The following is a 23,795-nucleotide window of genomic DNA, read 5'->3' as shown; positions in this document are numbered from 1 at the left end:
GCGTACGGCACGTTCGGCGTGCCGTACGCCCGCGCTTTCCGTTATGCACCTATTTTCGGCTCATGCACCGATATTTCACCGTCCTGGTGACGGCTGAACTGCTCCCGGCCGTGGCCGAACTGCCCCCGGTGGCGGCCGAACCCCCCGTGGCCGGGGGCTGAGTGGGCATGGGCGTCTTCAAGGACCATCCCGAACTGGTCCTCTTCCTCAGCCTGTCGCTGGGCTACCTGGTCGGGAAGGGCCGGATCGGCCCCATCACCCTGGGCGGCATCTGCGGCACCCTCATCGTCTCGCTGCTCTTCGGCGCCTGGACCAAGGCGACCATCGCCGACGACGTCAAGACGGTCTTCTTCGCGCTGTTCATCTTCGCGCTCGGCTACATGGCCGGACCCCAGTTCTTCCGCAACCTCAACCGCAAGAGCCTGCGCTTCTTCGCGCTGTGCGCGATCGAGCTGGTGTGCGTCCTGGCCATCGCGCTGCTGCTGGCCAAGTGGTTCGACCTCGACGTCGGCACGGCCTCCGGCATCCTCGCCGGCGCGGCCACCGAATCCGCGGTCGTCGGCACCGCCACCGAGTCCATCGGCAAGCTCTCCGGCCTGACGCCCGCCCAGGTCACCCACTACCAGGGCAACGTGGCGACCGCCTACACCGTCTGCTACCTCTTCGGCCTGATCACGATCGTGCTCTACGCCAGCCAGATCATGCCGATGATCATGCGGATCAACCTCGCCGACGCCTCCCGCAAGCTGTGGCAGCGCAGCCGCGCCAAGGGCGACCTGGAGTCCGACGAACGGCAGGGCCTGCCCGGCGTCGTCGGCCGCACCTACCTGGTGGCGCAGTCCTCCGGCGAGAACCTCACCCACCTGCGCGGGCTGAGCGAGCGGGTCAGCGTCGAGACCCTGCGCCGGGACGGCAAGGTCAGCACCCCCGTCCCCGACGACTACGTCGCCGCCACCGGTGACGTCCTGCTGCTCGTCGGCCGCCGCGAGGACGTCATCGACGTCGGCCACCAGATCGGCCCCGAGGTGCCCACCGTCCCCGGCATGGACACCCCGCTCGCCACCGAGCAGGTGTCCGTCACCCGCAAGGAGAACGACGGCAAGTCGATCGACGAACTGGAGCAGGACAACCCCGAGTTCTACCGCAGCGGCGTCTACGTCACCGAGGTCGTCCGGGCGGGCAACGCGATTCCCGCCTCCGGTGAGACCGTGGTGCACCAGGGCGACGTCCTGCGCCTCATCGGACTGCGCTCCGGGCTGAAGACACTCGTCGGCAAGCTCGGCCAGGTCGTCAAGAACGACACCACCGACTTCATCTACCTGGGCCTCGGTATCGCCCTCGGCTCGCTCCTCGGCCAGGTCGAGATCAAGATCGGCTCGGCCCCGCTGTCGCTCGGCACCGGCGGCGGCTGCCTCGTCTCCGGCCTGGTCTTCGGCTGGTTCCGCTCCCGCACCCAGACCTTCGGCGCCTTCCCGCCGCAGGCCGCAGCCACCATCAAGGACATGGGCCTCGCGGTCTTCATCGCCTGCACCGGACTGACCTCCGGCCCGCAGGCCTGGCCGCTGATCAAGAAGTACGGCGCCCTGCTGCCCTGCGCGGGCGTCGCCATGGTGCTGGTGCCCGCGACGATCTCCCTGTTCGTCGGCCTGAAGCTGCTGAAGATCGAGAAACCGCTGCTGATCGGCGCGATCGCCGGCCAGCAGTGCTCGACCCCGGCCATCACCGCGGTCACCCAGGTCGCCGACTCCTCCGTACCGATGCTCGGCTACACGATCACCTACGCCCTCTCCAACTTCCTGCTCCCGCTGACCGGCCCCGTCCTGGTCGGCATCCTGGGCTCCTGACCCGGCCCCCCGTCCCCCGCCCCGCGACCCACGGAAGGCCGCCCCCGATGCCCGCACGCAGCTTCACCCGTGACGAGATCAAGCGGTACGCGCAGCTCTCCCCGTTCGAGCTCAAGAACGTCTTCATCGACATCGCCCAGCAGGCCCAGGGCGACCAGCCCGGCCACAAGGACACCAGCTCCGTCCAGATGCTCAACGCCGGGCGCGGCAACCCCAACTGGATCGCCACCAGCCCCCGCGAGGCCTTCTACGCGCTCGGCTACTTCGCCCTCACCGAGTCGCGCCGCGTCTGGCACGGCGACGACCTCGGCGGCATGCCCGAGAAGCCCGGCGTCGGTGCCCGCTTCGACCGCTGGCTGCGCGAGCACCCGGAACTGCCCGGCACCCTGCTGCTCGCCGACTGCGTCGACCACGCCACCGGCGAACTCGGCCTGGACCGCGAGGACTTCCTCCACGAACTGACCGACGCCGTGACCGGCGACAACTACCCCGTGCCGGACCGCTCCCTGGCCGGCACCGAAGAGGTGGTGCGCGCCTACCTGCGCAGCGAGGTCTACGGCGGCGAACTGCCGTCCGCCGGCCTCTCGCTCTTCCCGACCGAGGGCGGCACCGCCGCCATGTGCTACGTCTTCGACTCCCTCGTGCAGAACGGCATCCTGCACAAGGGCGACCGGATCGCCCTCATGGTGCCGGTCTTCACCCCGTACCTGGAGATCCCGCAGCTCGACACGTACGGCTTCGACGTCGTCTACGTGAACGCGGACCTCATGGCGGGCAAGGGCGTCCGCGAATGGCGCTACCCGGAGTCGGAGGTCGCCAAGCTCGCCGACCCCTCGATCAAGCTGCTCTGCCTCGTCAACCCGTCCAACCCGCCCTCGCTGGCGCTCAGCCGCCGGGTCGCCGACCAGATCGCTTCGATCGTCGCCGAGCAGAACCCGAACCTGGTCGTGGTCACCGACGACGTCTACGGCACCTTCGTCGAGGGCTTCCGCTCACTCGCCGCCGACCTGCCCCGCAACACCCTGCTGGTCTACTCGTACTCCAAGCACTACGGCGCCACCGGCTGGCGGCTCGGCGTGATCGGGCTGAGCGACGACAACGTCATCGACGACATGATCGCCGCGCTCCCGGACACCGAACGCGACCGCCTCGCCCGCCGCTACGGCTCCATCACCCTGGACGTCCCCGGCCTGCGCTTCATCGACCGGCTCGTCGCCGACTCCCGGCAGGTCGCCCTCAACCACACCGCGGGCCTGTCCACCCCGCAACAGGCGATGACGACCCTCTTCTCGCTCTTCGCGATGCTCCCCGAGGGCCAGGCCTACAAGGAGCAACTGCGCACCATCGTCCACCGCCGCCTCGACCTGCTGGTGGAGGGCGCCGGCATGAAGATCGCGGAGGACCCGGACCGGGCCGCGTACTACGTCGAACTCGACCTGCTCGCCGAGGCCGAGCGGGTGTACGGCAAGCCCTTCGCGGACTACCTGACCGCCACCTACGAACCGGTGGACCCGCTCTTCCGGCTCGCCGCCCAGACCGGAGTCGTCCTCCTCAACGGCGGCGGCTTCGACGGCCCCGAATGGTCGGTGCGCGCCTCGCTGGCCAACCTCGACGACCTCGACTACCTCAAGATCGGCCACGGCCTGCACCGCATCTTCGAGGAATACCACCACGAGTGGCGCACCGCGAAGGACTCCTGAGCCGCACGCGCCCCCCGCCGAACGGGGGGCGCCGGGCTCACCCGGCGCCTGCCGGCACGTCCTAGCGGTAGTTCACGAACTGCAGCGCGAAGTCCAGGTCCTTGCCCTTGAGCAGCGCCTGCACGGCCTGCAGGTCGTCCCGGCTCTTCGAGCTGACCCGCAGCTCGTCACCCTGCACCTGGGCCTTGACGCCCTTGGGACCCTCGTCCCGGATGATCTTCGCGACCTTCTTGGCGTTGTCCTGCGAGATCCCCTCCTCGATGGAGGCGAAGATCTTGTACTCCTTGCCGGACAGCTGCGGCTCACCCGCGTCCAGCGCCTTGAGCGAGATCCCCCGCTTGACCAGCTTGGTCTCGAAGACGTCCAGGATCGCCTTGACGCGCTCCTCGGAGTTGGCCTCCATGAGGATCTTCTCACCCGACCACGCGATCGACGCCCCGACGTTCTTGAAGTCGTAGCGCTGCGAGATCTCCTTGGCGGTCTGGTTGAGGGCGTTGTCGACCTCCTGCCGCTCGACCTTCGAGACGATGTCGAAACTGGAGTCGGCCATCTTCAGTGGGCTCCTTGACTGTGTTCCATCAGCGATCACGTCCACGGCCCGTTCCCCGAACCGTCCGCGACCAGCCTAGCCACCGCCCCCCACCCCCCGCACCGACCCGATCCCCTGATCAACCCGGTGGCGAACCACCCCCATCCATCAGGTATCGTTTACCCCGTCGCCAAGGACCCCGCGCACCGCGCGGCCCCGGTCCGGGGCGGCATCCCATGGCGGTATGCCCGAGTGGCCAATGGGAGCGGACTGTAAATCCGTCGGCTTAGCCTACCGTGGTTCGAATCCACGTGCCGCCACATGGTTGAAGGGCCCCTGAGCAGCGTTTGCGCTGCTCAGGGGCCCTTCGTCGTGGGTGGGGCGACCGTGGGCGGAGCCCCCCGAACGGGGGTGGTCGGGACGGTCTGCCGTGTTCACGCCTCGGGGGCCTCGGCGAGCTGCTCGGCGTCCTTCGTATCCTCCGTGCCCAGGCGCGCGTGGAGGGCGGCGGCGATTCGGCCGACTGCCTCTCGTGGTGCGGCCGCGTCGCCGAAGGCGGGGAGGAGCGGGCGGGTGTGGGGGTCGGTGGTGGTGTCTCCGGGCAGGCCGTTGTCCATCGCTGTGACCAGGTCCGGAACGGTGAGGACCGGCCAGTCGGCCCGCTGCCAAACGCGCTGCCGATAGGCCCGGTGGTCCGCTCAGGCATACCCCGGCCCGAAGAACGTCTGACCGGTGCACCGTTCCCCCACGAGTAGAGGTGCCCCATCCAGAACAACCTCTCGTCCAGCTGCTCGGGCCGCCGTCCGAACGGGCTGTCGTGGTAGCCGGGTATGGGTCCGGGATGCAGGTCCGCGTCGTTGCTCACGTGGGCCGTCATGCCGGGGGCGGGCGGCTCGCTGCCGGGGGCTTGGGGCGGATTCAAACAGTCGTTTGGGGGCACCGGATGGGCAAGGGCGTCCGGTCGGCCGAGTCAGGGTCGGCGTACCGCCGGCGCTGACTGTTCATTGCCAAGGAGGCACACGATGCTGGCAGCCGTGGGGGCCGTCATTCTCGCCGTCGCTTATCTGCTCAATGTCACCAGCACGCACACCGACGCGGCGTTCACGCCGTTCAGCCTGCTGATCGCCGGGGCGTTCTTCGTCGCCATGCACCTGGCCGGGTTCGGCGGTGTGCGGTCCACCTCGTCGGGGCGGCGCCGTTGGCGGCGTTGAGCCGGGCGGTGGGGGGTGATGGACTGTGGGGGTGGACAGGTACGAGGGGCTTGCGACGCTGGAGTGGTGGGCCAACCGGTCGACGTGTCTGGCCGGGGTTCCGGTGCGGGTCGTGGTGAGTGCGGGTCAGGACGGGTGGAGCTGTGAGGCCACCCCGGAGCCACCCCTGGTCGGGGAGTACCAGGAGGGGTTCGACCTCCTGATGGCGTTCGATCCCGTCTTCACGCTGCGCTTCGACGAGGAGAGCGAGCTGTACGTCGACGTCGTGGCCGGTGAGGGCGGGAGGCTCGTCCTCACCGCCTACGAGGCCGGGGCCGGGTCCGGCGAACCCGCGGGGATCTGACCTTCCGGCGGGCCGGGGAGGGCCGTGCGGCCCCGGTCGCGTCAGGGAGCGTCCACGAGGCGGTGGCCGTGGGCGGCGGAGAGGGCCCGGACGTCGGGGTCGCCGAAAGCGTGGCGGAGGTGGGTGAAGGCGTCGGCCTTGTCCTCGCCGAAGCGGCGGACCGCGGCGGTGTAGGCGGCGGGGGTCAGGAACTTGGGGGGCGTGCTCTTGCTGTGGAACTTGTCGGCGTACATCACGAGCCGCTCCTCCGGGGTCTCCGCCAGGTAGTCGGCGGGCGGGAGCGGGAGGTTCTGGCGGGTGATGTCGTCCTTCGTCAGGCCGACGCCGGTGTGGTGGGAGCAGAAGCGGCACAGGGCCTCGGGGAGTCCCTCGGCAGCGAGGATCTCGTGGCCGAGGAGGCCGTGGCGGATGTAGTGGGCGCCGTCGAAGCCGCCGTCGGCGCCGGCGCCGTAGAGGCGGTAGACCCCGATGTCGTGGACGAGGCAGCCCGCGCGGACCAGGTCGCGGTCGACGGGAGCGGGGGCGCCGTGGGCGGCGAGGGCGTCCAGGAGCTGTTCGGCGATGCGCCAGACGATGACGCAGTGGCCGTGCACGGCGTCGAAGGCCTGCGGCGAGGGGGCGTACCGCTCGTGGAGTCGGCGGATGTCCTCGGGGGTGGGGAGGGGCGTGAGGTCGGTCATCGTCCGTCATTCTCCCGCAGGCGCGCCGCCGCACGCGCCTAGGCTGGGGCGACGGCAACCACGCGGAGGGCCGTGCACGGCGCGGAGGGGGAGCGGTGGGGGATCTCGAACGGCGGCGCGAGCTCGCGGAGTTCATCAGGAGCCGGCGGGAGCGGCGCAAGCCGGAGGACGCGGGGCTGCGGGTCTACGGGCAGCGGCGCACGCCGGGGCTGCGGCGGGAGGAGGTCGCGACCCTCGCGGGCCTGAGCATCACCTGGTACACGTGGTTGGAGCAGGGCCGTGAGATCAAGGTCTCCCGCCAGGTGCTGGGCAGCCTCGTCCCCGCGCTCGGGCTCGACACGGCGGAGCGCGACCACCTCTACCGCCTCGCCGGCGAGATGCCGCCCGCCGACCGGCCCGCCGGACCGCCCGCGCCCTCCGGGATACCCAGGCCGTACGAGCTGCTGCTCGCGCACCTGGACCCGAACCCCTCCTTCGTCGTCAATCGCCGTTTCGACGTCCTCGCCTGGAACGCCGGCTGCGAGCTGCTGCTCGGCGACCTCGCCGCCCTGCCCGCCGAGCGGCGCAACATCCTGTGGCTCCACTTCACCTCCCCCGAGGCGCGCGCCATGTCCCTGGACTGGGAGGAGGAGGCGGCCCACACCCTCGGCCTCTTCCGCGCCCAGGTCGGGGAGCACATCCTGGACCCCGACGTCGTCGCCCTGCTGCGCGACCTGGAGCGGGCCAGCGCCGACTTCGGCCGGCTGTGGCGGCGCAAGGACCTGACGCCGTACGTCCCGCAGCCGCGCACCCTCGACCATCCGGTGCTCGGCCGGGTCACGTTCGAGTACGCCAAGATGCACATCGCGAACGACGACAGGACGGTGGTGTCCTACCTGACCCCGCCGGGCTCGGACCTGGACCGCCGGCTGCGGGAGACTCTCGCGGAGCGGCAGCCGGCCGGCTGAGGAGGCGTCAGCGCTCCTCGTCCGTTATGCCCCCCGCCCATTGCGCCAGCGTCCGGAAGTCCTCGGGGAGCAGCCCGACGCGCGGGTTCACGTGGTGGAGCAGCGCGGGCCCCGGGTGGTGCGCGGCGACGTACTCCCCGTCCAGGGCGCTCTGCTCGTCGTCGACCCAGGCGAAGGGGCGGCCGGCGGCGTGCTCGACGAGCGCGGCCGTCTTCCAGTGGACGCCGTCGGGGCGTTCGGCCAGCAGGGCGTCGCCGAAGTCGACGTACGGCAGCTCGGGCAGGCCCAGGACCGGGGCGATCCACCGGTTGGCGTCGGCCGTCCACGTGGTGGCCCAGCACAGTTCGTAGTCGAGGCCGAGCAGGGCCGGGCCGTGCCAGGGGGCCAGCCAGACGCGCAGCGTGCGCCCGGCGAGGGCGGACGGACCGGACGGACCGGACCGGTCGGGGTCGAGCGTGACCCGGAGGGTGGTGTAGCCGTCCGGGCGGCGTTCGGGCTGTGCGGCGTACGGGTTGAGGGGGCCGTCGACGTCGAGGTAGAGCAGCGGTCGGCTCACCTACGTCATCGTGTCACGCGGGTCGGACAGAGGAGGGGGTGCCGGACTCCGGCGCCGGATTCCGGGCGGTCCCGAAGGCGCGGGCGGAGGCGGTCCCGGGGGCGCGGCAGGGGGGCGCGGCCGGGGGCCGGGTCGCACCGACCCGGCCCCCGGCCCCCCGTTCGCGCCGCGGCGCCGCCGCGCTCAGGCGACCGTGGCGCCGCCGTCCACCGGCAGCACCGTGCCGGTCACGTACGTCGCCCCGATGACGTACGCGATCGCGTCCGCCACGTCCTGCGGCGTACCCACCCGCTTGGCGGGCGTGTCCTTCACGAACTCGGCGAGGGTCGCCTCCCGCGACTCGGCGGGCAGGAAGGACCACCAGGCGGTGTCCACCACACCCGGCGAGACGGCGTTCACCCGTACCGGCGACAGCTCGGCCGCCAGCGGGGAGACGATCCGCTCGATCGCCCCGTTGACCGCCGCCAGCGCCACCGTGCCGGGCAGCGCCGCACGCGCGGACACGGCGGACACCATCGTCACCGAACCCGTCACCTGGGCCTTCTGCACGGCGTGCAGATAGCCGAAGAGCTTGCCCTCGAACGCGCCGCGGACATCGGCGACGTCCACCTCCGCCAGCGGCCCGAGACCCAGCGCGCCCGGACTGAACGCCAGCACCAGGTGGTCGAAGCCGCCCACCCGCTCGAAGAAGGCGGTCACCGCGGCCGCGTCCGTGCCGTCCACCCGCTCGGCGGCGGCCACCCTGCCCTTCACCGCCGCGAGGCGCCCCTCGTCGCGCCCGGTGACGATCACCTCCGCGCCCGCGGCCGTCAGCTTCTCCGCCGTCGCCAGCCCGATGCCGGACGTCCCGCCCATGATCACCACACGCATGTTCCGCGCCTCCTGTCGTTCCTTCGCTTGCTCTTCGATCCTCGAAGGGCGGGCGGAGGACAACCAGTTGGGAACTCTGCTGGTGGTCCTGACACCAGGAAGGAGACGGACCTGTGCGGTGAGGGGACGTCAGCGCAGGGCGGCGACCGCCGCCGGGATCTCCGTCGGGCCGGCGATCAGCTCCAGGGTCCGGCCCGCGGCCTGCGGCGCGGTCAGCAGCTCGACCAGCACGGCGGCCACGTCGTCGCGCGGCACCGAGCCGCGGCCGGTGCTCGCGGTGAGATCGACCCGGCCCGTACCGGGGTCGTCGGTGAGCGAACCGGGGCGCAGGATCGTCCAGTCCAGGGACGTACGCGACCGGATCGCGTCGTCCGCGGCGCCCTTGGCCCGCAGGTACGCCCGGAAGCCCGGATCCTCGTACGCGGACTCCGCGTCCGCGCCCATCGAGGAGACGACCAGGAAACGGCGTACGCCCGCGCGTTCGGCGGCGTCGGCGAGCAGGACGGCGGCGTCGCGGTCGACCGTCTGCTTGCGGTCCACACCGCTGCCCGGACCCGCGCCGGCCGCGAACACGGCGGCGTCCGCGCCCGCGAGGGCCGTCGCCACGGATTCGGCGGGAGTCGCCTCCAGGTCCAGCACGACGGGCTGGGCGCCGGCCTCGCGCAGGTCGTCGGCCTGGTCGGGATTGCGGATCAGGCCCACCGCGTGGTCGCCGCGGGCGGCGAGCAGGCGTTCCATGCGGCGGGCGATCTGGCCGTGGCCTCCGGCGATGACGATACGCATGTCTCCGACGGTACGGGGTGGGGCGGGGTTGCGCCGCCGGGCGCGCCGGGCCCTGGCGGGCGGCTTTTGCGGCGGGGGCCGCGGGGGGTTGCGCTGCGGGGTGGGGGTGCGGTGGGTTTCGCGGGCTTCGCGCTGTGGGGGTTGTGCGGGCGGTTCCTCGCGCCCCTTGTGCGCTGCGGTGTGGGGGGTGCGGCGGTGCCGCGACCTTCCGCCGTGGGGGGCTTGTCGCGCGGTTCCTCGCGCTCCTTCGCTCCGGGGGTGGGGCTGGGGTGGGCTTCGCGATCTTCCGTGGGCGGGGGTTGTGCGCGCGGTTCCTCGCGCCCCTTCGCTGCGGGGTGGGGGTGCGGTGGGTTTCGCGGGCTTCGCGCCGTGGGGGTTGTGCGGGCGGTTCCTCGCGCCCCTGTGCGCTCCGGGGGCGGCCTGCGGCGGTGCCGCGATCTTCGCCGAGGGGGTGCGCGCGGTCCTCGCGCGGCTCCCTCGCGGTTCGGTCAGGGTTCGCGGTGGGACTGGCGGGGGAGGTCGAGGGCGGGGTCGGTGGAGGTGTCGCAGAATTCGCGGACCGCGCTCGTACGGGAGACGACGCGGCCGTGGTGGATGACGACGCGGCTGTAGGCGAGGGCGAGGACGCCCTCGACGGATTCGCCGCGCACCGCGAGGAGTTCCGCCGGGAAGCCCGCCTCGACGCGGACCTCGGGGAGGGCGAGGACGGCGCGGGCCCGCGTGCTGACGAGGTCGTAGGCGCGCAGCGGCTCGCACTCGCCGTAGGAGGCGAGCAGGAACGCCGCCTCCAGCGGGTCGCCGCGGCCCACCGGGTTGGCCAGGTCGGCGAGGGCTCCGCTGCCCGCGGTGACCGGCACCCCCGCGCGGCGCAGCAGCCGTACGGGGGTGTGGAGGCCCGCGGCGCCGCGGCGTACCGTCTCCAGGCCGCCGCAGCCGCCCTGCGGGAGGGCCACGACGGAGACGCCCGCGGCGGCGAGGCGTTCGGCGGCGCGCAGGGCCGCCTCGCGCGGCATGGTGCCGAGCCCGTGGCACGGGCCGAGCGTGACGCCCGGACGCAGGCCGCCGGCCATCGCGGCGAGCCGGGCGAGGCGGACGGGGTCGTCGGCGGCGGTGTGCAGGTCGACCGGCACGCCGAACTCCGCCGCGAGCGCGACGACCGCCTCGGTGTGTCCGCTCGGGTCCGGGTCGAGGTCGGGGCAGCCGCCGACCGCGGAGGCGCCCATCTTGAGCGCGTCCCGCAGCACGTCGAGTCCGTCGGCGCCCGCGGCGCCGGTCAGCAGCCGGGGGACGGCCACCACCTGGACGTCGATCAGACCGCGCAGCGCCCGCCGGGCCTGGAGCACCGCTTCGAGGGCGCGCAGCCCGTGCACGTCGCCGACCCGCACATGGCTGCGGAGGGCGGTCGCGCCGTGCCCGAGCTGGAGGAGGGCGGCCTCGGTGGCGCGGCGCTGGACGTCGGCGACGTCGGCGGCGGGCGGGCCCGCGCAGTTCGCGGTGAGGGCGAGGTCGAGGTGGGCGTGCGGCTCGGCGGGCGCGGGCAGCAGCAGGTAGCCGCGCAGGTCGATCCGCGTACCCGTACCCGTACCCGTGCTCGCGCCGGAGCCCTGCCGGGGGGCGGTGGCACCGGGCGGCCCGGCGAGGCTGCCCGCGGTGCCGACCGCCTCGATCCGCGGGCCGCTCAGGCGTACGTCGACGGTCCGGCCGTCGGTGAGGCGGGCGCCGCACAGCAGCAGGGTGGCGGTCTCGGCGGCGGTGCCGCGCGGGCTGTCGCTCATCGGGCTCCTCCGGTGCCTGGTGCCTCCCGCGGGTCCCGCCGGTGCCGCCGGGGACGGAAGAGCGGGGGAGGCAGTGGAGCGGGCGCGGACCACCGGGGCGGCGTCGGGACGACCGGGAGCGGCCGGTCGGAAACGTCCGGCCGGAAGCGCCCGGTCGGGACGCCCGAGCCGCCGGGACGATCACGCATGGTCGAGCCTAGGGCCAGGCCGCGCGCGCGTCCGGTAACCGGCGTCGGGACACCCGGCACGAGTGCATTACTCGTACTGTCGTACGCACGTGGGGCGGTCCTGCGGCACCCTGCGGCAACGCGCCGTCACGGGCGGGCGGAAGGGTGGGCGGAGGGGTGGGCGGACGGGCGCACAGCGGGCCGGGCGGGCCGTCCGCGGAGCCGCCGGTGGTGCCCGATGTGCCCCGCCGGATACGGATTTCACGTATGGCAGCGGAGCGTGTAATGTCTTCCTCGCTCGCCCCAATAGCTCAGTCGGTAGAGCGTCTCCATGGTAAGGAGAAGGTCTACGGTTCGATTCCGTATTGGGGCTCTGATGGATCGGTTCCCCGCCCTCGTGGCGGGGGTCGGTTCGTCGAAGCGGCGTAGCTCAGTCGGTAGAGCAAGCGGCTCATAATCGCTGTGTCACCGGTTCAAGTCCGGTCGCCGCTACTCTGCGTAGCCGATTGCGGGATCGGTCCCTCAATCGGCTACTCTTCCTGTGTTCAAATATCCCGTTCGTCAAGGAGCACTCACGTGGCCGCCACCGACGTCCGCCCGAAGATCACGCTGGCCTGCGTGGAGTGCAAGGAGCGGAACTACATCACCAAGAAGAACCGGCGTAACGACCCGGACCGTCTTGAGATGAAGAAGCACTGCCCGCGTTGCAACGCGCACACCGCGCACCGCGAGACGCGCTGACTTCGCCGTTCCTGCGTCGCACCACCAGCAGCACCAGGCCGTAACACCGCGAGGCCGTCCCCCCGTCGCAGGACGGGGGGACGGCCTCGCGGCGCGTTCGGGCCCTGCGGCGCGCACCGGGCCCGCGTGCGCGGCGGGGTGCGAGCCCCGCGCCCGCCCGCGCTCCCGCGCACACACCTGAGCGCCCCGCACGCCTCTCCCGAACACCCGTGACATCCGCAACACCCGCAACGCCCGTGATCTGCCGCACACTCCGAGGTGACGATGGCTCTCGACCAGTCCTACGTCGGGCGGACCTACCCGCCCACCCCCGCCTACGAGGTCGGCCGGGAGAAGATCCGCGAGTTCGCCGAGGCGATCGGCGACGCCAACCCGGCCTACGTGGACCCGGAGGCCGCCAAGGCCCTCGGCCACCCGGACGTCATCGCGCCACCGACCTTCGCCTTCGCGATCACCTACAAGGCGGCGGGCGTCGTGATCTCCGACCCGGAGCTGGGCCTGGACTACAGCCGGGTCGTGCACGGCGACCAGAAGTTCGCGTACACGCGCCCGCTGCGGGCCGGTGACCGGCTCACGGTCACGTCCACGATCGAGGCCGTGAAGTCGATGGCCGGCAACGACATCCTGGACGTCCGCGGCGAGGTCCACGACGAGACGGGCGAGCACGTCGTCACCGCCTGGACGAAGCTGGTCGCCCGCGCGGCCGACCCCGAGCAGGGCACCGCCCAGGACGGAGACGCGTGATGGCGGCTGCCGTGGCGTACGACGAGGTCGAGGTCGGCACCGAGCTGCCCGCGCAGAGCTTCCCGGTCTCCCGGGCGACGCTCGTGCGGTACGCGGGGGCGTCCGGCGACTTCAACCCGATCCACTGGAACGAGAAGTTCGCCCGCGAGGTCGGACTGCCGGACGTCATCGCGCACGGCATGTTCACCATGGCCTCGGCGGCCCGCGTGGTCACCGACTGGGCCGGGGACCCGGCCGCGGTCGTCGAGTACGGGGTGCGCTTCACCAAGCCGGTCGTGGTCCCGAACGACGACGAGGGCGCGCTCGTCGAGGTCACGGCCAAGGTCGCGGCCAAGCTGGACGACAACCGGGTGCGCGTGGACCTGACCGCGATGTCGGCGGGCCAGAAGGTGCTGGGCATGGCCCGCGCGGTCGTCCAGCTGGCCTGACCGCCGGGCGACAGGCTTCGCGTCGGCCCGGCCGCACATACTGCCGAGCCGCGCACCGTCTGTGCCGTGTAAGGACCGCTTGCCCATGGCAGGCGGTCCTTACGTTTTCCGGTCGGCGGTGGGTCGGCGGTGGGTCGGCGGTCAGCCGGCGGCGGGCCCGTGCTGGGCCCGCGACCTGCCCTCGGCGGCCCGCAACGGGCCCGCCACGCCTCCGCGTTGACAAGGTAGTGATTGGCCACTAACTTAAGGCCCATGGTCAGGATGAGCGCAGAGGAGCGGCGCGAGAGCGTCATCCGCGCGGCGATGAGCGAGTTCGCCCACGGCGGCTATCACGGCACGTCGACCGAGGCGATCGCCCGCCGGGTGGGTGTGTCGCAGCCGTACCTCTTCCGGCTCTTCCCGAACAAGCAGGCCATCTTCCTGGCCGCCTCCCGTCACTGCATCGAGACGACCGCAAAGGTCTTCGCGGATGCGGCGGTCGGGGTGTCGGCCGAAGAGCGGCTGGGCGAGATGGGCAAGGCCTACCAGGCCATGATCCACGCCGATCCCGAGCGGCTGCTGATGCAGATGCAGACGTACGTGGCCGTGGCGGCGGCGGAGGCCGCGGGGGACCGCGCCTTCGGTGTGGAGATCCGCGCGGTCTGGACGCTGCTGTGGGAGACCGTGCGGGACGCGCTCGGCACCGACGTCGAGGAGACCACGCAGTTCTTCGCCTACGGGATGCTCGTCAACACCTTGGTGTCGCTGGGTTTTTCGGCTGAGGACCCGATCTGGGAGGGCTTCTACGAATCCGTTCGGCCGGAAAAGCCGGCGGACGCCGAGGACCCGGAGCCGGTGCAGGACCCGCAAGGCCAGGACGGCCAGGACGGCTCGGACGACTCGGACGACTCGGACGGCGCGCAGAACCCGCAGAACCCGCAGGACCCGCAGACCCCGGAAGCTCCGTGGTGTGCCGGGTCCGCCAAGCGCCCGAAGGCTTCCGACTAGCAGCGGCCCGCCCGGGGGTCGGCCCCCGGACGGGATTTTTTCGGCCCAAAAAAGTTAGTCATCAATTACTAACCCAGCCCGCAGCAACATCTCGACAGGGGACCAAGGAGATCAGGGCAATGACCACCGCAGACAGCGCGCGTCCCGCCGACGGCGCACCCGCACCCGCACCCACCACGGACAAGACGTCGCCCCGCGGCAAGGCCACGGCAGGCTGGGCGCTGCTGATCACCAGCGTCGCGGGCTTCATGGCGGCCCTCGACAACCTCGTCGTCACCACCGCGCTGCCGTCCATCCGCAAGGACCTCGGCGGCGCGCTGTCCGACCTCGAATGGACGGTGAACGCCTACACGCTCACCTTCGCCGTCCTGCTCATGTTCGGTGCGGCGCTCGGCGACCGCTTCGGACGCCGCAAGCTCTTCCTCACCGGTCTGACGATCTTCACGGGCGCGTCCGCCGCCGCGGCCATGGCGCCCGGCATCAACGAGCTGATCGCGGCCCGCGCGGTCCAGGGTGTGGGCGCGGCCATCATGATGCCGCTGACGCTCACGCTGCTGACCGCGGCGATACCGCCCGAGCGCCGGGGCGCCGCCTACGGCATATGGGGCGCGGTCAACGGCATGGCCGTGGCGTCCGGCCCGCTCATCGGCGGCAGCCTGACCGAGCACATCTCGTGGCAGTGGATCTTCTGGCTGAACGTCCCGCTCGGTGTGCTGCTGCTCCCGCTGGCCCGGCTGCGCCTGGCCGAGTCCACCGCGCCCGGCGCGCGGCTGGACGGCCGCGGCACCGCGCTCATCAGCCTGGGCCTGTTCGGCATCGTCTTCGCCCTGGTCAACGCCAACGAGCACGGCTGGACCAGCGCCCGCGTGCTCTCCGGGCTGATCGCCGGCAGCGTCCTCGTCGCGGCCTTCGTGCGGCACGGCATGACGGCGCGCCAGCCGATGCTGCCGATGAGGTTCTTCCGCCGCCGCGCCTTCAGCGCGATCAACGCGGCGACGATGCTGATGTTCGTCGGGATGTTCGGCTCGATCTTCCTGCTCAGCCAGTTCCTGCAGACGGTGCTCGGGTACTCGCCGACCGAGGCGGGGCTGCGGATGCTGCCCTGGACGGGCATGCCGATGATCGTCGCGCCGATCGCGGGCTACCTCTCCGACCGCGTCGGCGGCCGTCCCGTCGTCGCCGCGGGTCTGGCGCTCCAGGCGATCGGCCTGGGCTGGTTCGCGGTCATCGCCTCGCCGGACGTCTCGTACGCCACCCAGCTGCCCTCGCTGATCATCTCCGGCGTCGGTATGGCCCTGTACTTCCCGGCCTCCACGAGCCTGGGCATGTCCAGCGTGGAGCCGCACGAGCAGGGCATCGCGTCCGGCGCCAGCAACGCCCTGCGCGAGATCGGCGGCGCCCTCGGTGTGGCGCTGATGGGCTCGATCTTCGCCGCGTACGGCGGTTACACCTCCGGCGCGGCCTTCGTCGACGGCCTCGTCCCGGCCCTGTGGGTCGGCGCCGCGACCCTGACCGTCGCCTTCCTCGCCGCCCTCGCCCTGCCCCGCCGCGCGGCCCGTGCGGCCACCGTCGCCCAGGGCGCCCCGGCCCCCGCCTCCCTCCAGAAGGTCGGCTGACACCACCACCCTCCTCCGCGGGCGGCCGGGACACCCCCGGCCGCCCGCGGGCGCGTGCGGGGGAGAACCCGGAGGCGTCCGTCCCGGCCGGACCGGGGAGAGCCATAAGGTGGGGGCGTGGATTCTGACGTTCTCGCCCCGTACACGACCTTCCGGCTCGGGGGGCCCGCTCGCAGGCTCGTGACCGTGTCGACGGACGACGAGCTGGTCGGTGCCGTGCGGGAGGCGGACGCGCGGGGGGAGCCGGTGCTGCTGCTCGGCGGGGGGAGCAACCTGGTCATCTCGGACGAGGGGTTTCCCGGCACCGCCGTGCGGATCGCCACCCAGGGGGTCGAGCTGCGGGGGAGTGCGCTGGAGCTGGCCGCGGGGGAGGTGTGGAGCGACGCGGTGGCCGCGACCGTGCGGGCGGGGCTGGCCGGGGTGGAGTGCCTGGCCGGGATCCCGGGCTCCGCGGGGGCCACGCCCATCCAGAACGTCGGGGCGTACGGGCAGGAGGTCTCCAGCACCGTCACGCAGGTCGTGGCCTACGACCGGCGGGCCGGGGAGACGGTCACGCTCGACAACCGGGAGTGCGGGTTCTCCTACCGCAGCAGCCGCTTCAAGGAGGAGCCGGAGCGGTACGTGGTGCTGCGGGTGCGGTTCGCGCTGGAGGCGGCCGGGGGGATGTCCGCGCCGCTGAAGTACGCCGAGACCGCCCGCGCGCTGGGCGTGTCCGTCGGGGAGCGGGTGCCGCTGGAGAAGGCCAGTGCGACGGTGCTGGCGCTGCGGGCGGGCAAGGGCATGGTGCTGGACGCGGCCGACCACGACACCTGGTCGGCGGGCTCGTTCTTCACCAACCCGGTGCTGGCCGCCGCCGAGTTCGCCGCCTTCCTGGACCGCGTCCACGACCGCCTCGGCCCCGACGCCGCCCCGCCCGCGTACCCGGCGGGGGAGGGCACCAAGACCAGCGCGGCCTGGCTCATCGACAAGGCGGGCTTCACCAAGGGCTACGGCACCGGACCGGCCCGCATCTCCGGCAAGCACACCCTGGCCCTGACCAACCGGGGTGCGGCCACCACCGCGGACCTGCTGGCGCTCGCCCGCGAGGTGCGCGACGGCGTGCACGCGGCCTTCGGCGTCACCCTCGTCAACGAGCCGGTCATGGTCGGCGTCGCCCTCTAGGGCCTGTCCTGGCTCTCCGGCTCTGCCGCCGCCCATGCGTCGATGTCCCCCAGGAGCCGCTCACGGACCTCCTGCGGGGCGCGCGAGGCCCGGACGGACTGGCGGGCCAGCTCGGCCAGCTCCGCGTCCGTGAAGCCGTGCACGTCGCGCGCGATCTCGTACTGGGCCGCGAGCCGCGAGCCGAAGAGCAGCGGGTCGTCCGCGCCGAGGGCCAGCGGGACGCCCGCGTCGTACAGCGTGCGCAGCGGGACGTCCTCGGGCTTGTCGTAGACGCCCAGGGCCACGTTGGAGGCCGGGCAGACCTCGCACGTGACGCCGGTGTCGGCGAGCCGGCGCAGCAGGTGCGGGTCCTCGGCGGCGCGTACGCCGTGGCCGACGCGCTGTGCGTGCAGGTCGTCCAGGCAGTCGCGGACGCTCGCGGGCCCGGCCAGCTCACCGCCGTGCGGGGCGGCGAGCAGGCCGCCGTCCCGGGCGATGGCGAAGGCCCGGTCGAAGTCGCGGGCCAGGCCCCGGCGTTCGTCGTTGGACAGGCCGAAGCCGACGACGCCCTGGTCGGTGTAGCGGACCGCGAGCCGGGCCAGCGTACGGGCGTCCAGCGGGTGCTTCATGCGGTTGGCGGCCACGATCACGGCCATGCCCACGCCGGTGTCCCGCGACGCGGTGTGCACCGCGTCCAGGATCACCTCCAGGGTGGGGATGAGCCCGCCGAGCCGCGGCGCGTACGAGGTCGGGTCGACCTGGATCTCCAGCCAGCCGGAGCCGTCCGCCGCGTCCTCCTGGGCCGCCTCGCGCACCAGCCGGTGGATGTCGTCGGGGGTGCGCAGACAGCTGCGGGCGGCGTCGTAGAGCCGCTGGAAGCGGAACCAGCCGCGCTCGTCGGTGGCCCGCAGCTTGGGCGGCTCGCCCGAGGTCAGCGCGTCGGGCAGCCGGACGCCGTGCCTGTCGGCCAGCTCCAGCAGGGTGGCGGGGCGCATGGAGCCGGTGAAATGCAGGTGAAGGTGTGCTTTGGGGAGCTTGCGGACATCCCGGCGGCCGGGACCGCCCCCCGACGTACGTACATCGCTTGCCATCCCAAGATCCTGCCAAACGCGAGCCCCCGCTCGGAACCGGATTCTCCGAACGGGGGCTTGCCCGAATGCATCATCGGGCTGAATCACGGGTCGGCCCGGGCTTCAGTCCCGCGCCTCGCCCAGCAGCTTCTGCAGCCGCGTGATGCCCTCGACCAGGTCGTCGTCACCCAGCGCGTAGCTGAGCCGCAGGTAGCCGGGGGTGCCGAAGGCCTCGCCCGGGACGACGGCGACCTCGGCCTCGTCCAGGATCAGGGCGGCCAGCTCCATGCTGCTCTCGGGCTGCCTGCCGCGGATCTTCTTGCCGAGCAGGCCCTTGACCGACGGGTAGACGTAGAAGGCGCCCTCGGGCGTCGGGCACATCACGCCGTCGATCTCGTTGAGCATCCGCACGATCGTCTGCCGGCGCCGGTCGAAGGCGGTCCGCATGTCGGCGACGGCGTCCAGGTCGCCGCTGACGGCGGTCAGGGCGGCGGCCTGCGCCACGTTGTTGACGTTCGAGGTGGCGTGCGACTGGAGGTTCGTCGCGGCCTTGACGACGTCCTTGGGGCCGATGATCCACCCCACCCGCCAGCCGGTCATGGCGTACGTCTTGGCCACGCCGTTGACGACGATGCACTTCTCCCGCAGCTGCGGGACGACCTGCGGCATCGAGGTGAAGACGGTGTCGCCGTAGACGAGGTGCTCGTAGATCTCGTCGGTGAGCACCCACAGGCCGTGCTCGACGGCCCAGCGGCCGATCGCCTCGGTCTCGCCGGGGCTGTAGACCGCGCCGGTCGGGTTGGACGGCGACACGAAGAGCACGACCTTGGTGCGCTCGGTGCGGGCCGCCTCCAGCTGCTCCACCGTGACCCGGTAGCCGGTCGTCTCGTCCGCGACGACCTCGACCGGCACGCCGCCCGCGAGCCGGATCGACTCGGGGTAGGTGGTCCAGTACGGGGCGGGCACGATGACCTCGTCGCCCGGGTCGAGCACCGCGGCGAAGGCCTCGTAGATGGCCTGCTTGCCGCCGTTGGTGACCAGCACCTGCGAGGCGTCCACCTCGTAGCCGGAGTCGCGCAGCGTCTTGGCGGCGATGGCGGCCTTGAGCTCCGGGAGCCCGCCGGCGGGCGTGTAGCGGTGGAACCTCGGATTGCGGCAGGCCTCGACGGCGGCGTCGACGATGTAGCCGGGCGTCGGGAAGTCCGGCTCTCCTGCACCGAAGCCGATCACCGGACGCCCGGCGGCCTTGAGGGCCTTGGCCTTGGCGTCGACGGCGAGAGTGGCGGACTCGGAGATCGCACCGACACGGACCGACACGCGCCGATCGGTCGCCGGAGGTACTGGGGGAGTGGCTGCGCTCATACCTGCATCGTCCCAGACACCAACCGCCCCCGGCACCGGGGTTTGGGGCCCGGAAAGCGCGTTCGGAGGCAATCCGAGGCAAGGCGTTCGACGAGATGCCTCCGAGCACGTACACTCAACGCTCGATGGCCTCCCGGCGATGTCGCCTGCGGTACGTTGGGAGTGTCTGTCGAAGGGTCGTAGCTCAATTGGTAGAGCACTGGTCTCCAAAACCAGCGGTTGGGGGTTCAAGTCCCTCCGGCCCTGCTCCACACGTCCTCACCGGACGTGGGCAGGCAGATGCAGGCATAAGGCACTCGCCGTACCGCGCGACGGGCGCGGCACGGCCACGACCCGGAGTCAGGTGAGGACGAGTGACTGAGATCACGGACTCCATCGAGGTCCCTGAGCCTGACGCGTCTCAGGACGACAACGAGGCCGAGAAGAAGCCCCGCCGCGGCGGCAAGCGCGCGAAGAAGGGGCCGCTCGGCCGTCTTGCGCTGTTCTACCGCCAGATCGTCGCGGAGCTCCGCAAGGTCGTCTGGCCCACCCGCAGCGATCTGAGCACGTACACCACTGTGGTGATTGTGTTCGTTGTGGTCGTCATCGCGTTCGTGAGCGTGGTTGACTGGGGTTTCAGCAAGCTCGTTTCCGCCGTTTTCGGCTGAGCCGTCCGCTCTTGCCGGGCCGGTCTCGGGCCGGGTTCCGCGTCCCGCCTGTCCGCGCGGAGGGCGCCGGGCGCTGGTCGCCCCGCCCGCAGTGCCACCCTTGAAGTCAGGAAGAAGCAGTCACCGTGTCTGACCCGAACGTGTACGACGCCGACGAGTCCGTCGAGGGCGAGGAAGCAGCGCTCGACGCCGTCGAGGCCGCCGAGGAGCCCGCCGACGCGCAGGACCCGGCCGAGTCCGAGTCGGCGGAGGACGCGGAGGAGTCGGAGGAGTCGGACGCCGCCGAGGACGACGACGAGACCGCGGCCGAGGACGACGAGTCCGGTGAGTCCGACGAGTCCGATGAGGACGAGGACGAGGCCGAGGACACCGGCGAGGCCGAGGAGCCGGCCGCCCCGGTCGACCCGGTGGCCGCCTTCCGCGAGGAGCTGCGCACGCTCCCCGGCGAGTGGTACGTGATCCACACCTACGCCGGGTACGAGAACCGGGTGAAGTCCAACCTGGAGCAGCGTGCCGTCTCGCTGAACGTCGAGGAGTACATCTACCAGGCGGAGGTCCCGCAGGAGGAAGTCGTTCAGATCAAGAACGGCGACCGCAAGACCATCCGGCAGAACAAGCTCCCCGGCTACGTCCTGGTCCGCATGGACCTGACGAACGAGTCCTGGGGCGTCGTCCGCAACACCCCCGGCGTCACGGGCTTCGTCGGCAACGCCTACGACCCCTACCCGCTGACCCTGGACGAGATCGTCAAGATGCTCGCCCCCGAGGTCGAGGCGGCCGCCGAGGCCGCGGCCATCGCCGAGGGCACCGCGGTCCCGCGCAAGGTCGAGGTCCAGGTGCTGGACTTCGAGGTCGGCGACTCGGTCACCGTCACCGACGGCCCCTTCGCGACGCTCCAGGCCACGATCAACGAGATCAACCCGGACTCGAAGAAGGTCAAGGGCCTCGTCGAGATCTTCGGCCGCGAGACCCCGGTCGAGCTGAGCTTCGACCAGATCCAGAAGAACTGACGTTCCGTAAGCTCGTACGACCGAGCCCCTGCCTTCCGCGTCCGGAGGGCAGGGGCTCGGTCGTCACCGCGGCCGTTGCCGGTCAGTCGTTGGCGTTCAGCAGGGGGAGGTAGCCGGCGGAGTGGCCGGTGGCCGTGGGGTGGTAGGACTCCCAGCTCGGTGAGATGACCAGGGAGTGCAGGTAGTCGTCGCCCGAGCAGAGTTCGTGGCCCTTGAAGGTGCTGCGCACGTCGCCGAAGGCGAAGCCGTGGGAGGCCGCGACCGAGGCGATCGTGGAGTCCAGGACGTCCGCGGCCTCGTTTATCTTTTGGTGCTTGGTGTCGCTGAGGCCGACGCAGATCCACGCCGACAGGTCGTACATGTCCGGGTAGCCGAGGACGACGACCTTCGCGTTGGGCGCCTTGGCGCGGATCGCGTTGTAGGTGGTGTTCAGGCGGCCGGGCAGGGTGTTGCGGATGTACGTCTCGGCGGTGCTGACGCGGCTGACGCACGTGCTGTCGGAGCCGGTCACGCAGGTGGTCATGACGTCGGCGAAGCCGGCGTCGTTGCCGCCGATGGTGAGGGAGACCAGACCGGTGGAGGAGTTCAGACCGCCGAGCTGGCTGTTGGTCACATCCGTGGTGACCGCGCCCGAACAGGCGGCGAAGGTGAACGAGGACGGGCTGTGGGCGGCGGCCCACAGCGCGGGGTACGCGCTGTTGCTGCGGTGGCAGTCGCCGCTGGAGCTGATGTAGTTGCCTGCGCCGTTCCCGGCGGAGTACGAGTCCCCGAGGGCGACGTACGCGGGCCCGGCCGCTTGTGCCGGGCCGGAGAAGACCAGCGCCGCCGTCAGGGCGGACGCCAGCGCGGTAAGAGCGGTGAGGGGCCTGCTCAGCTTCACGGAACCTCCTGGGTGAGGGCTTCCTGCAGCACTGTGGTACCAGCCAGTAGGTAGCCACGGGAAGTGTCCATGCCAAGAATTCTTCCCGCGTAGACCAGAACTTCAGGTTCCGCTACGGGAGTTGACGGTGGCGCGGGTGCAACTCGTGGGCCGGTGGGGGTATCTGAGGGGGCAACAGTGCATGGCGTGCTGTGATCGTACCGCTACTCGCAGTGTCTGCCGAGAGGCAGTGCGACGGGCGGGCTCCGTGCCGTGCGGAGCCCGCCGAGCGGGGCCGGGCGCGGGAGCGGCCGGAACGGATTTCGGGGCCGGGGGCAGTACCCGCTATCGTGGTGCGGTATGCCTGCTCGCAGGTATGGAAAAAACTCTCAACAGGACCCGGAGAGAGCAATGCCTCCCAAGAAGAAGAAGGTCACGGGGCTGATCAAGCTCCAGATCAACGCCGGTGCGGCCAACCCGGCGCCGCCGGTCGGCCCCGCGCTGGGCCAGCACGGCGTCAACATCATGGAGTTCTGCAAGGCCTACAACGCGGCCACCGAGTCGCAGCGCGGCATGGTGATCCCGGTGGAGATCACGGTCTACGAGGACCGCTCCTTCACCTTCGTCACCAAGACCCCGCCGGCGGCCAAGCTGATCCTCAAGGCCGCGGGCGTCGACAAGGGGTCCGGCACCCCGCACACCAAGAAGGTCGCCAAGCTCACCCGCGACCAGGTGCGCGAGATCGCCACGACCAAGATGCCCGACCTCAACGCGAACGACCTGGACGCGGCGGAGAAGATCATCGCCGGTACCGCGCGTTCCATGGGCATCACCGTCGAGGGCTGACGCCCGAGCTCGCGCAGTGGCCGGCCGAGGTACGAGGCCGTCCGCGGAGCGAGGGAGCAGGAAGCCCGAGCGGAACAGGCGAGGGCTGACGCCCCCGCGCAAAGGCAGCACCTGTGGAAGGGCCTGCTCGGCCCGCACCACGAACTCCATCGAAACAGCTACAGGAGTAGTTCCATGAGCAAGCGCAGCAAGTCTCTCCGCGCTGCGGACGCCAAGATCGACCGGGAGCGGCTGTACGCGCCCCTGGAGGCCGTCCGGATCGCCAAGGAGACCGCGTCGACCAAGTTCGACTCGACCGTCGAGGTCGCCTTCCGCCTGGGTGTGGACCCGCGCAAGGCCGACCAGATGGTCCGTGGCACCGTGAACCTTCCGCACGGCACCGGCAAGACCGCCCGGGTCCTGGTCTTCGCGACCGGTGACCGTGCTGCGGCCGCGGAAGCCGCGGGCGCCGACATCGTCGGCTCCGACGAACTGATCGACGAGGTCGCGAAGGGCCGGCTGGACTTCGACGCCGTCGTCGCCACCCCGGACCTCATGGGCAAGGTCGGCCGCCTCGGCCGCGTCCTCGGCCCGCGTGGTCTGATGCCGAACCCGAAGACCGGCACCGTGACGCCCGACGTGGCCAAGGCCGTGACGGACATCAAGGGCGGCAAGATCGAGTTCCGCGTCGACAAGCACTCCAACCTGCACTTCATCATCGGCAAGGTGTCCTTCGACGACGCCCAGCTGGTGGAGAACTACGCGGCGGCGCTGGACGAGATCCTGCGTCTGAAGCCGTCCGCGGCGAAGGGCCGCTACCTGAAGAAGGCGGCCGTCTCCACGACGATGGGCCCCGGCATCCAGGTCGACCCCAACCGCACCCGCAACCTCCTCACCGAGGAGGACCCGGCGGCGGTCTGACCCGCGCCGTACCTCGCGAACGCCCCGCATTCCCCCTTCC

At 71.7% G+C, this 23,795-nt stretch carries 24 protein-coding genes, 4 tRNA genes and 1 pseudogene; 19 read left to right on the top strand and 10 right to left on the bottom strand.

Annotated elements, in window-relative coordinates; all coding sequences use genetic code 11:
• The first annotated feature begins 167 nt into the window (after positions 1–167).
• Together aspT and ACH4PY_RS22500 are read left to right on the top strand one after the other, a co-directional pair.
• Complete coding sequence (gene aspT / locus ACH4PY_RS22505) at positions 168–1,844, top strand: aspartate-alanine antiporter (protein ID WP_398185553.1); 1,677 nt, start codon at positions 168–170, stop codon at positions 1,842–1,844.
• 47 nt (positions 1,845–1,891) lie between these two features.
• Positions 1,892–3,544, top strand: a complete 1,653-nt coding sequence (locus tag ACH4PY_RS22500) for a bifunctional aspartate transaminase/aspartate 4-decarboxylase (RefSeq protein ID WP_398185550.1) — start codon at positions 1,892–1,894, stop codon at positions 3,542–3,544.
• A 61-nt stretch (positions 3,545–3,605) separates the two neighbouring features.
• Here ACH4PY_RS22500 and ACH4PY_RS22495 read toward each other — a convergent pair whose 3' ends face one another.
• Entirely contained in the window at positions 3,606–4,094 is a 489-nt protein-coding gene (locus tag ACH4PY_RS22495) for a YajQ family cyclic di-GMP-binding protein (protein ID WP_398185547.1), read from the bottom strand.
• A 217-nt stretch (positions 4,095–4,311) separates the two neighbouring features.
• On the opposite strand from ACH4PY_RS22495, the gene ACH4PY_RS22490 reads away from it, so the two are divergent.
• Positions 4,312–4,393: transfer RNA gene (locus ACH4PY_RS22490), tRNA-Tyr, on the top strand.
• 114 nt (positions 4,394–4,507) lie between these two features.
• Here ACH4PY_RS22490 and ACH4PY_RS22485 read toward each other — a convergent pair.
• Complete coding sequence (locus tag ACH4PY_RS22485; RefSeq protein ID WP_398185544.1) at positions 4,508–4,690, bottom strand: hypothetical protein; 183 nt, start codon at positions 4,688–4,690, stop codon at positions 4,508–4,510.
• Positions 4,691–5,095: 405 nt separating this feature from the next.
• On the opposite strand from ACH4PY_RS22485, the gene ACH4PY_RS22480 reads away from it, so the two are divergent.
• Positions 5,096–5,284: a hypothetical protein gene (locus ACH4PY_RS22480; protein ID WP_398185541.1), complete on the top strand. Its 189-nt coding sequence runs from the start codon at positions 5,096–5,098 to the stop codon at positions 5,282–5,284.
• Positions 5,285–5,315: 31 nt separating this feature from the next.
• Entirely contained in the window at positions 5,316–5,627 is a 312-nt protein-coding gene (locus ACH4PY_RS22475; RefSeq protein WP_398185538.1) for a hypothetical protein, read from the top strand.
• A gap of 41 nt (positions 5,628–5,668) precedes the next feature.
• Here the strand turns inward: ACH4PY_RS22475 and ACH4PY_RS22470 are convergent, their stop codons facing one another.
• Positions 5,669–6,307, bottom strand: a complete 639-nt coding sequence (locus ACH4PY_RS22470) for an HD domain-containing protein (protein WP_398185535.1) — start codon at positions 6,305–6,307, stop codon at positions 5,669–5,671.
• Between the two features lie 95 nt (positions 6,308–6,402).
• On the opposite strand from ACH4PY_RS22470, the gene ACH4PY_RS22465 reads away from it, so the two are divergent.
• A complete protein-coding gene (locus ACH4PY_RS22465; protein ID WP_398185532.1) occupies positions 6,403–7,254 on the top strand; it encodes a helix-turn-helix transcriptional regulator in 852 nt (283 codons plus the stop codon).
• Positions 7,255–7,261: 7 nt separating this feature from the next.
• Here ACH4PY_RS22465 and ACH4PY_RS22460 read toward each other — a convergent pair whose 3' ends face one another.
• The 4 genes from ACH4PY_RS22460 to ACH4PY_RS22445 form a co-directional block, all read right to left on the bottom strand.
• Entirely contained in the window at positions 7,262–7,810 is a 549-nt protein-coding gene (locus ACH4PY_RS22460; RefSeq protein ID WP_398185530.1) for a hypothetical protein, read from the bottom strand.
• A gap of 183 nt (positions 7,811–7,993) precedes the next feature.
• Entirely contained in the window at positions 7,994–8,680 is a 687-nt protein-coding gene (locus tag ACH4PY_RS22455; RefSeq protein WP_398185527.1) for an SDR family oxidoreductase, read from the bottom strand.
• A gap of 129 nt (positions 8,681–8,809) precedes the next feature.
• Entirely contained in the window at positions 8,810–9,463 is a 654-nt protein-coding gene (locus ACH4PY_RS22450) for an NAD(P)H-binding protein (protein WP_398185524.1), read from the bottom strand.
• A 488-nt stretch (positions 9,464–9,951) separates the two neighbouring features.
• Positions 9,952–11,238: an amidohydrolase family protein gene (locus ACH4PY_RS22445; protein WP_398185521.1), complete on the bottom strand. Its 1,287-nt coding sequence runs from the start codon at positions 11,236–11,238 to the stop codon at positions 9,952–9,954.
• A gap of 467 nt (positions 11,239–11,705) precedes the next feature.
• On the opposite strand from ACH4PY_RS22445, the gene ACH4PY_RS22440 reads away from it, so the two are divergent.
• The 8 genes and pseudogenes from ACH4PY_RS22440 (at position 11,706) to ACH4PY_RS22405 (ending at position 17,082) form a co-directional block, all read left to right on the top strand.
• A tRNA-Thr gene (locus ACH4PY_RS22440) sits at positions 11,706–11,778 on the top strand.
• A gap of 46 nt (positions 11,779–11,824) precedes the next feature.
• Positions 11,825–11,897: transfer RNA gene (locus ACH4PY_RS22435), tRNA-Met, on the top strand.
• A gap of 84 nt (positions 11,898–11,981) precedes the next feature.
• Positions 11,982–12,146, top strand: coding sequence for a 50S ribosomal protein L33 (rpmG, locus tag ACH4PY_RS22430; protein ID WP_004571794.1), 165 nt, complete (start codon positions 11,982–11,984; stop codon positions 12,144–12,146).
• A 264-nt stretch (positions 12,147–12,410) separates the two neighbouring features.
• Entirely contained in the window at positions 12,411–12,890 is a 480-nt protein-coding gene (locus ACH4PY_RS22425) for a MaoC family dehydratase N-terminal domain-containing protein (RefSeq protein ID WP_398185517.1), read from the top strand.
• Positions 12,890–13,318 carry a MaoC family dehydratase gene (locus tag ACH4PY_RS22420; protein WP_398185514.1) on the top strand — a complete coding sequence of 143 codons (429 nt, stop codon included), beginning with the start codon at positions 12,890–12,892 and terminating at the stop codon, positions 13,316–13,318. The genes ACH4PY_RS22425 and ACH4PY_RS22420 overlap by 1 nt, the downstream gene beginning before the upstream one ends.
• Positions 13,319–13,570: 252 nt before the next feature.
• Positions 13,571–14,119: pseudogene (locus tag ACH4PY_RS22415) on the top strand (TetR/AcrR family transcriptional regulator); the annotation flags it as partial.
• Between the two features lie 305 nt (positions 14,120–14,424).
• The gene (locus ACH4PY_RS22410) at positions 14,425–15,921 is read left to right on the top strand and encodes a DHA2 family efflux MFS transporter permease subunit (RefSeq protein ID WP_398185512.1); all 1,497 of its coding nucleotides are present in this window, start codon (positions 14,425–14,427) and stop codon (positions 15,919–15,921) included.
• 117 nt (positions 15,922–16,038) lie between these two features.
• Complete coding sequence (locus tag ACH4PY_RS22405) at positions 16,039–17,082, top strand: UDP-N-acetylmuramate dehydrogenase (protein ID WP_398185508.1); 1,044 nt, start codon at positions 16,039–16,041, stop codon at positions 17,080–17,082.
• Here the strand turns inward: ACH4PY_RS22405 and ACH4PY_RS22400 are convergent.
• Positions 17,079–18,152, bottom strand: coding sequence for an adenosine deaminase (locus ACH4PY_RS22400; protein WP_398185505.1), 1,074 nt, complete (start codon positions 18,150–18,152; stop codon positions 17,079–17,081). The two genes, ACH4PY_RS22405 and ACH4PY_RS22400, sit on opposite strands and share 4 nt — an antisense overlap.
• Positions 18,153–18,254: 102 nt before the next feature.
• A complete protein-coding gene (locus ACH4PY_RS22395) occupies positions 18,255–19,448 on the bottom strand; it encodes a pyridoxal phosphate-dependent aminotransferase (RefSeq protein WP_398185502.1) in 1,194 nt (397 codons plus the stop codon).
• A 218-nt stretch (positions 19,449–19,666) separates the two neighbouring features.
• Between ACH4PY_RS22395 and ACH4PY_RS22390 the strand changes: the two genes are divergently transcribed.
• From ACH4PY_RS22390 to nusG, 3 genes are all read left to right on the top strand, one after another.
• Positions 19,667–19,739, top strand: a tRNA-Trp gene (locus ACH4PY_RS22390).
• A 107-nt stretch (positions 19,740–19,846) separates the two neighbouring features.
• A complete protein-coding gene (gene secE / locus ACH4PY_RS22385) occupies positions 19,847–20,140 on the top strand; it encodes a preprotein translocase subunit SecE (RefSeq protein WP_398185500.1) in 294 nt (97 codons plus the stop codon).
• A gap of 125 nt (positions 20,141–20,265) precedes the next feature.
• On the top strand, positions 20,266–21,150 hold the full coding sequence (nusG, locus tag ACH4PY_RS22380; RefSeq protein WP_398185497.1) for a transcription termination/antitermination protein NusG: 885 nt from the start codon (positions 20,266–20,268) through the stop codon (positions 21,148–21,150).
• Between the two features lie 82 nt (positions 21,151–21,232).
• Here the strand turns inward: nusG and ACH4PY_RS22375 are convergent, their stop codons facing one another.
• Positions 21,233–22,030 (bottom strand): SGNH/GDSL hydrolase family protein, encoded by a 798-nt coding sequence (locus ACH4PY_RS22375; protein WP_398185494.1) that lies wholly within the window; start codon positions 22,028–22,030, stop codon positions 21,233–21,235.
• Positions 22,031–22,420: 390 nt separating this feature from the next.
• Between ACH4PY_RS22375 and rplK the strand changes: the two genes are divergently transcribed.
• Both rplK and rplA read left to right on the top strand, forming a co-directional pair.
• On the top strand, positions 22,421–22,855 hold the full coding sequence (gene rplK, locus ACH4PY_RS22370) for a 50S ribosomal protein L11 (RefSeq protein ID WP_398185491.1): 435 nt from the start codon (positions 22,421–22,423) through the stop codon (positions 22,853–22,855).
• A gap of 174 nt (positions 22,856–23,029) precedes the next feature.
• Positions 23,030–23,755 (top strand): 50S ribosomal protein L1, encoded by a 726-nt coding sequence (rplA, locus tag ACH4PY_RS22365; protein WP_398185488.1) that lies wholly within the window; start codon positions 23,030–23,032, stop codon positions 23,753–23,755.
• Positions 23,756–23,795 lie beyond the last annotated feature (40 nt).

The organism is Streptomyces sp. NPDC021224 (assembly GCF_044332905.1).
Classification (GTDB): Bacteria; Actinomycetota; Actinomycetes; order Streptomycetales; family Streptomycetaceae; genus Actinacidiphila.
This window is presented reverse-complemented; position numbering and strand designations above follow the sequence as displayed.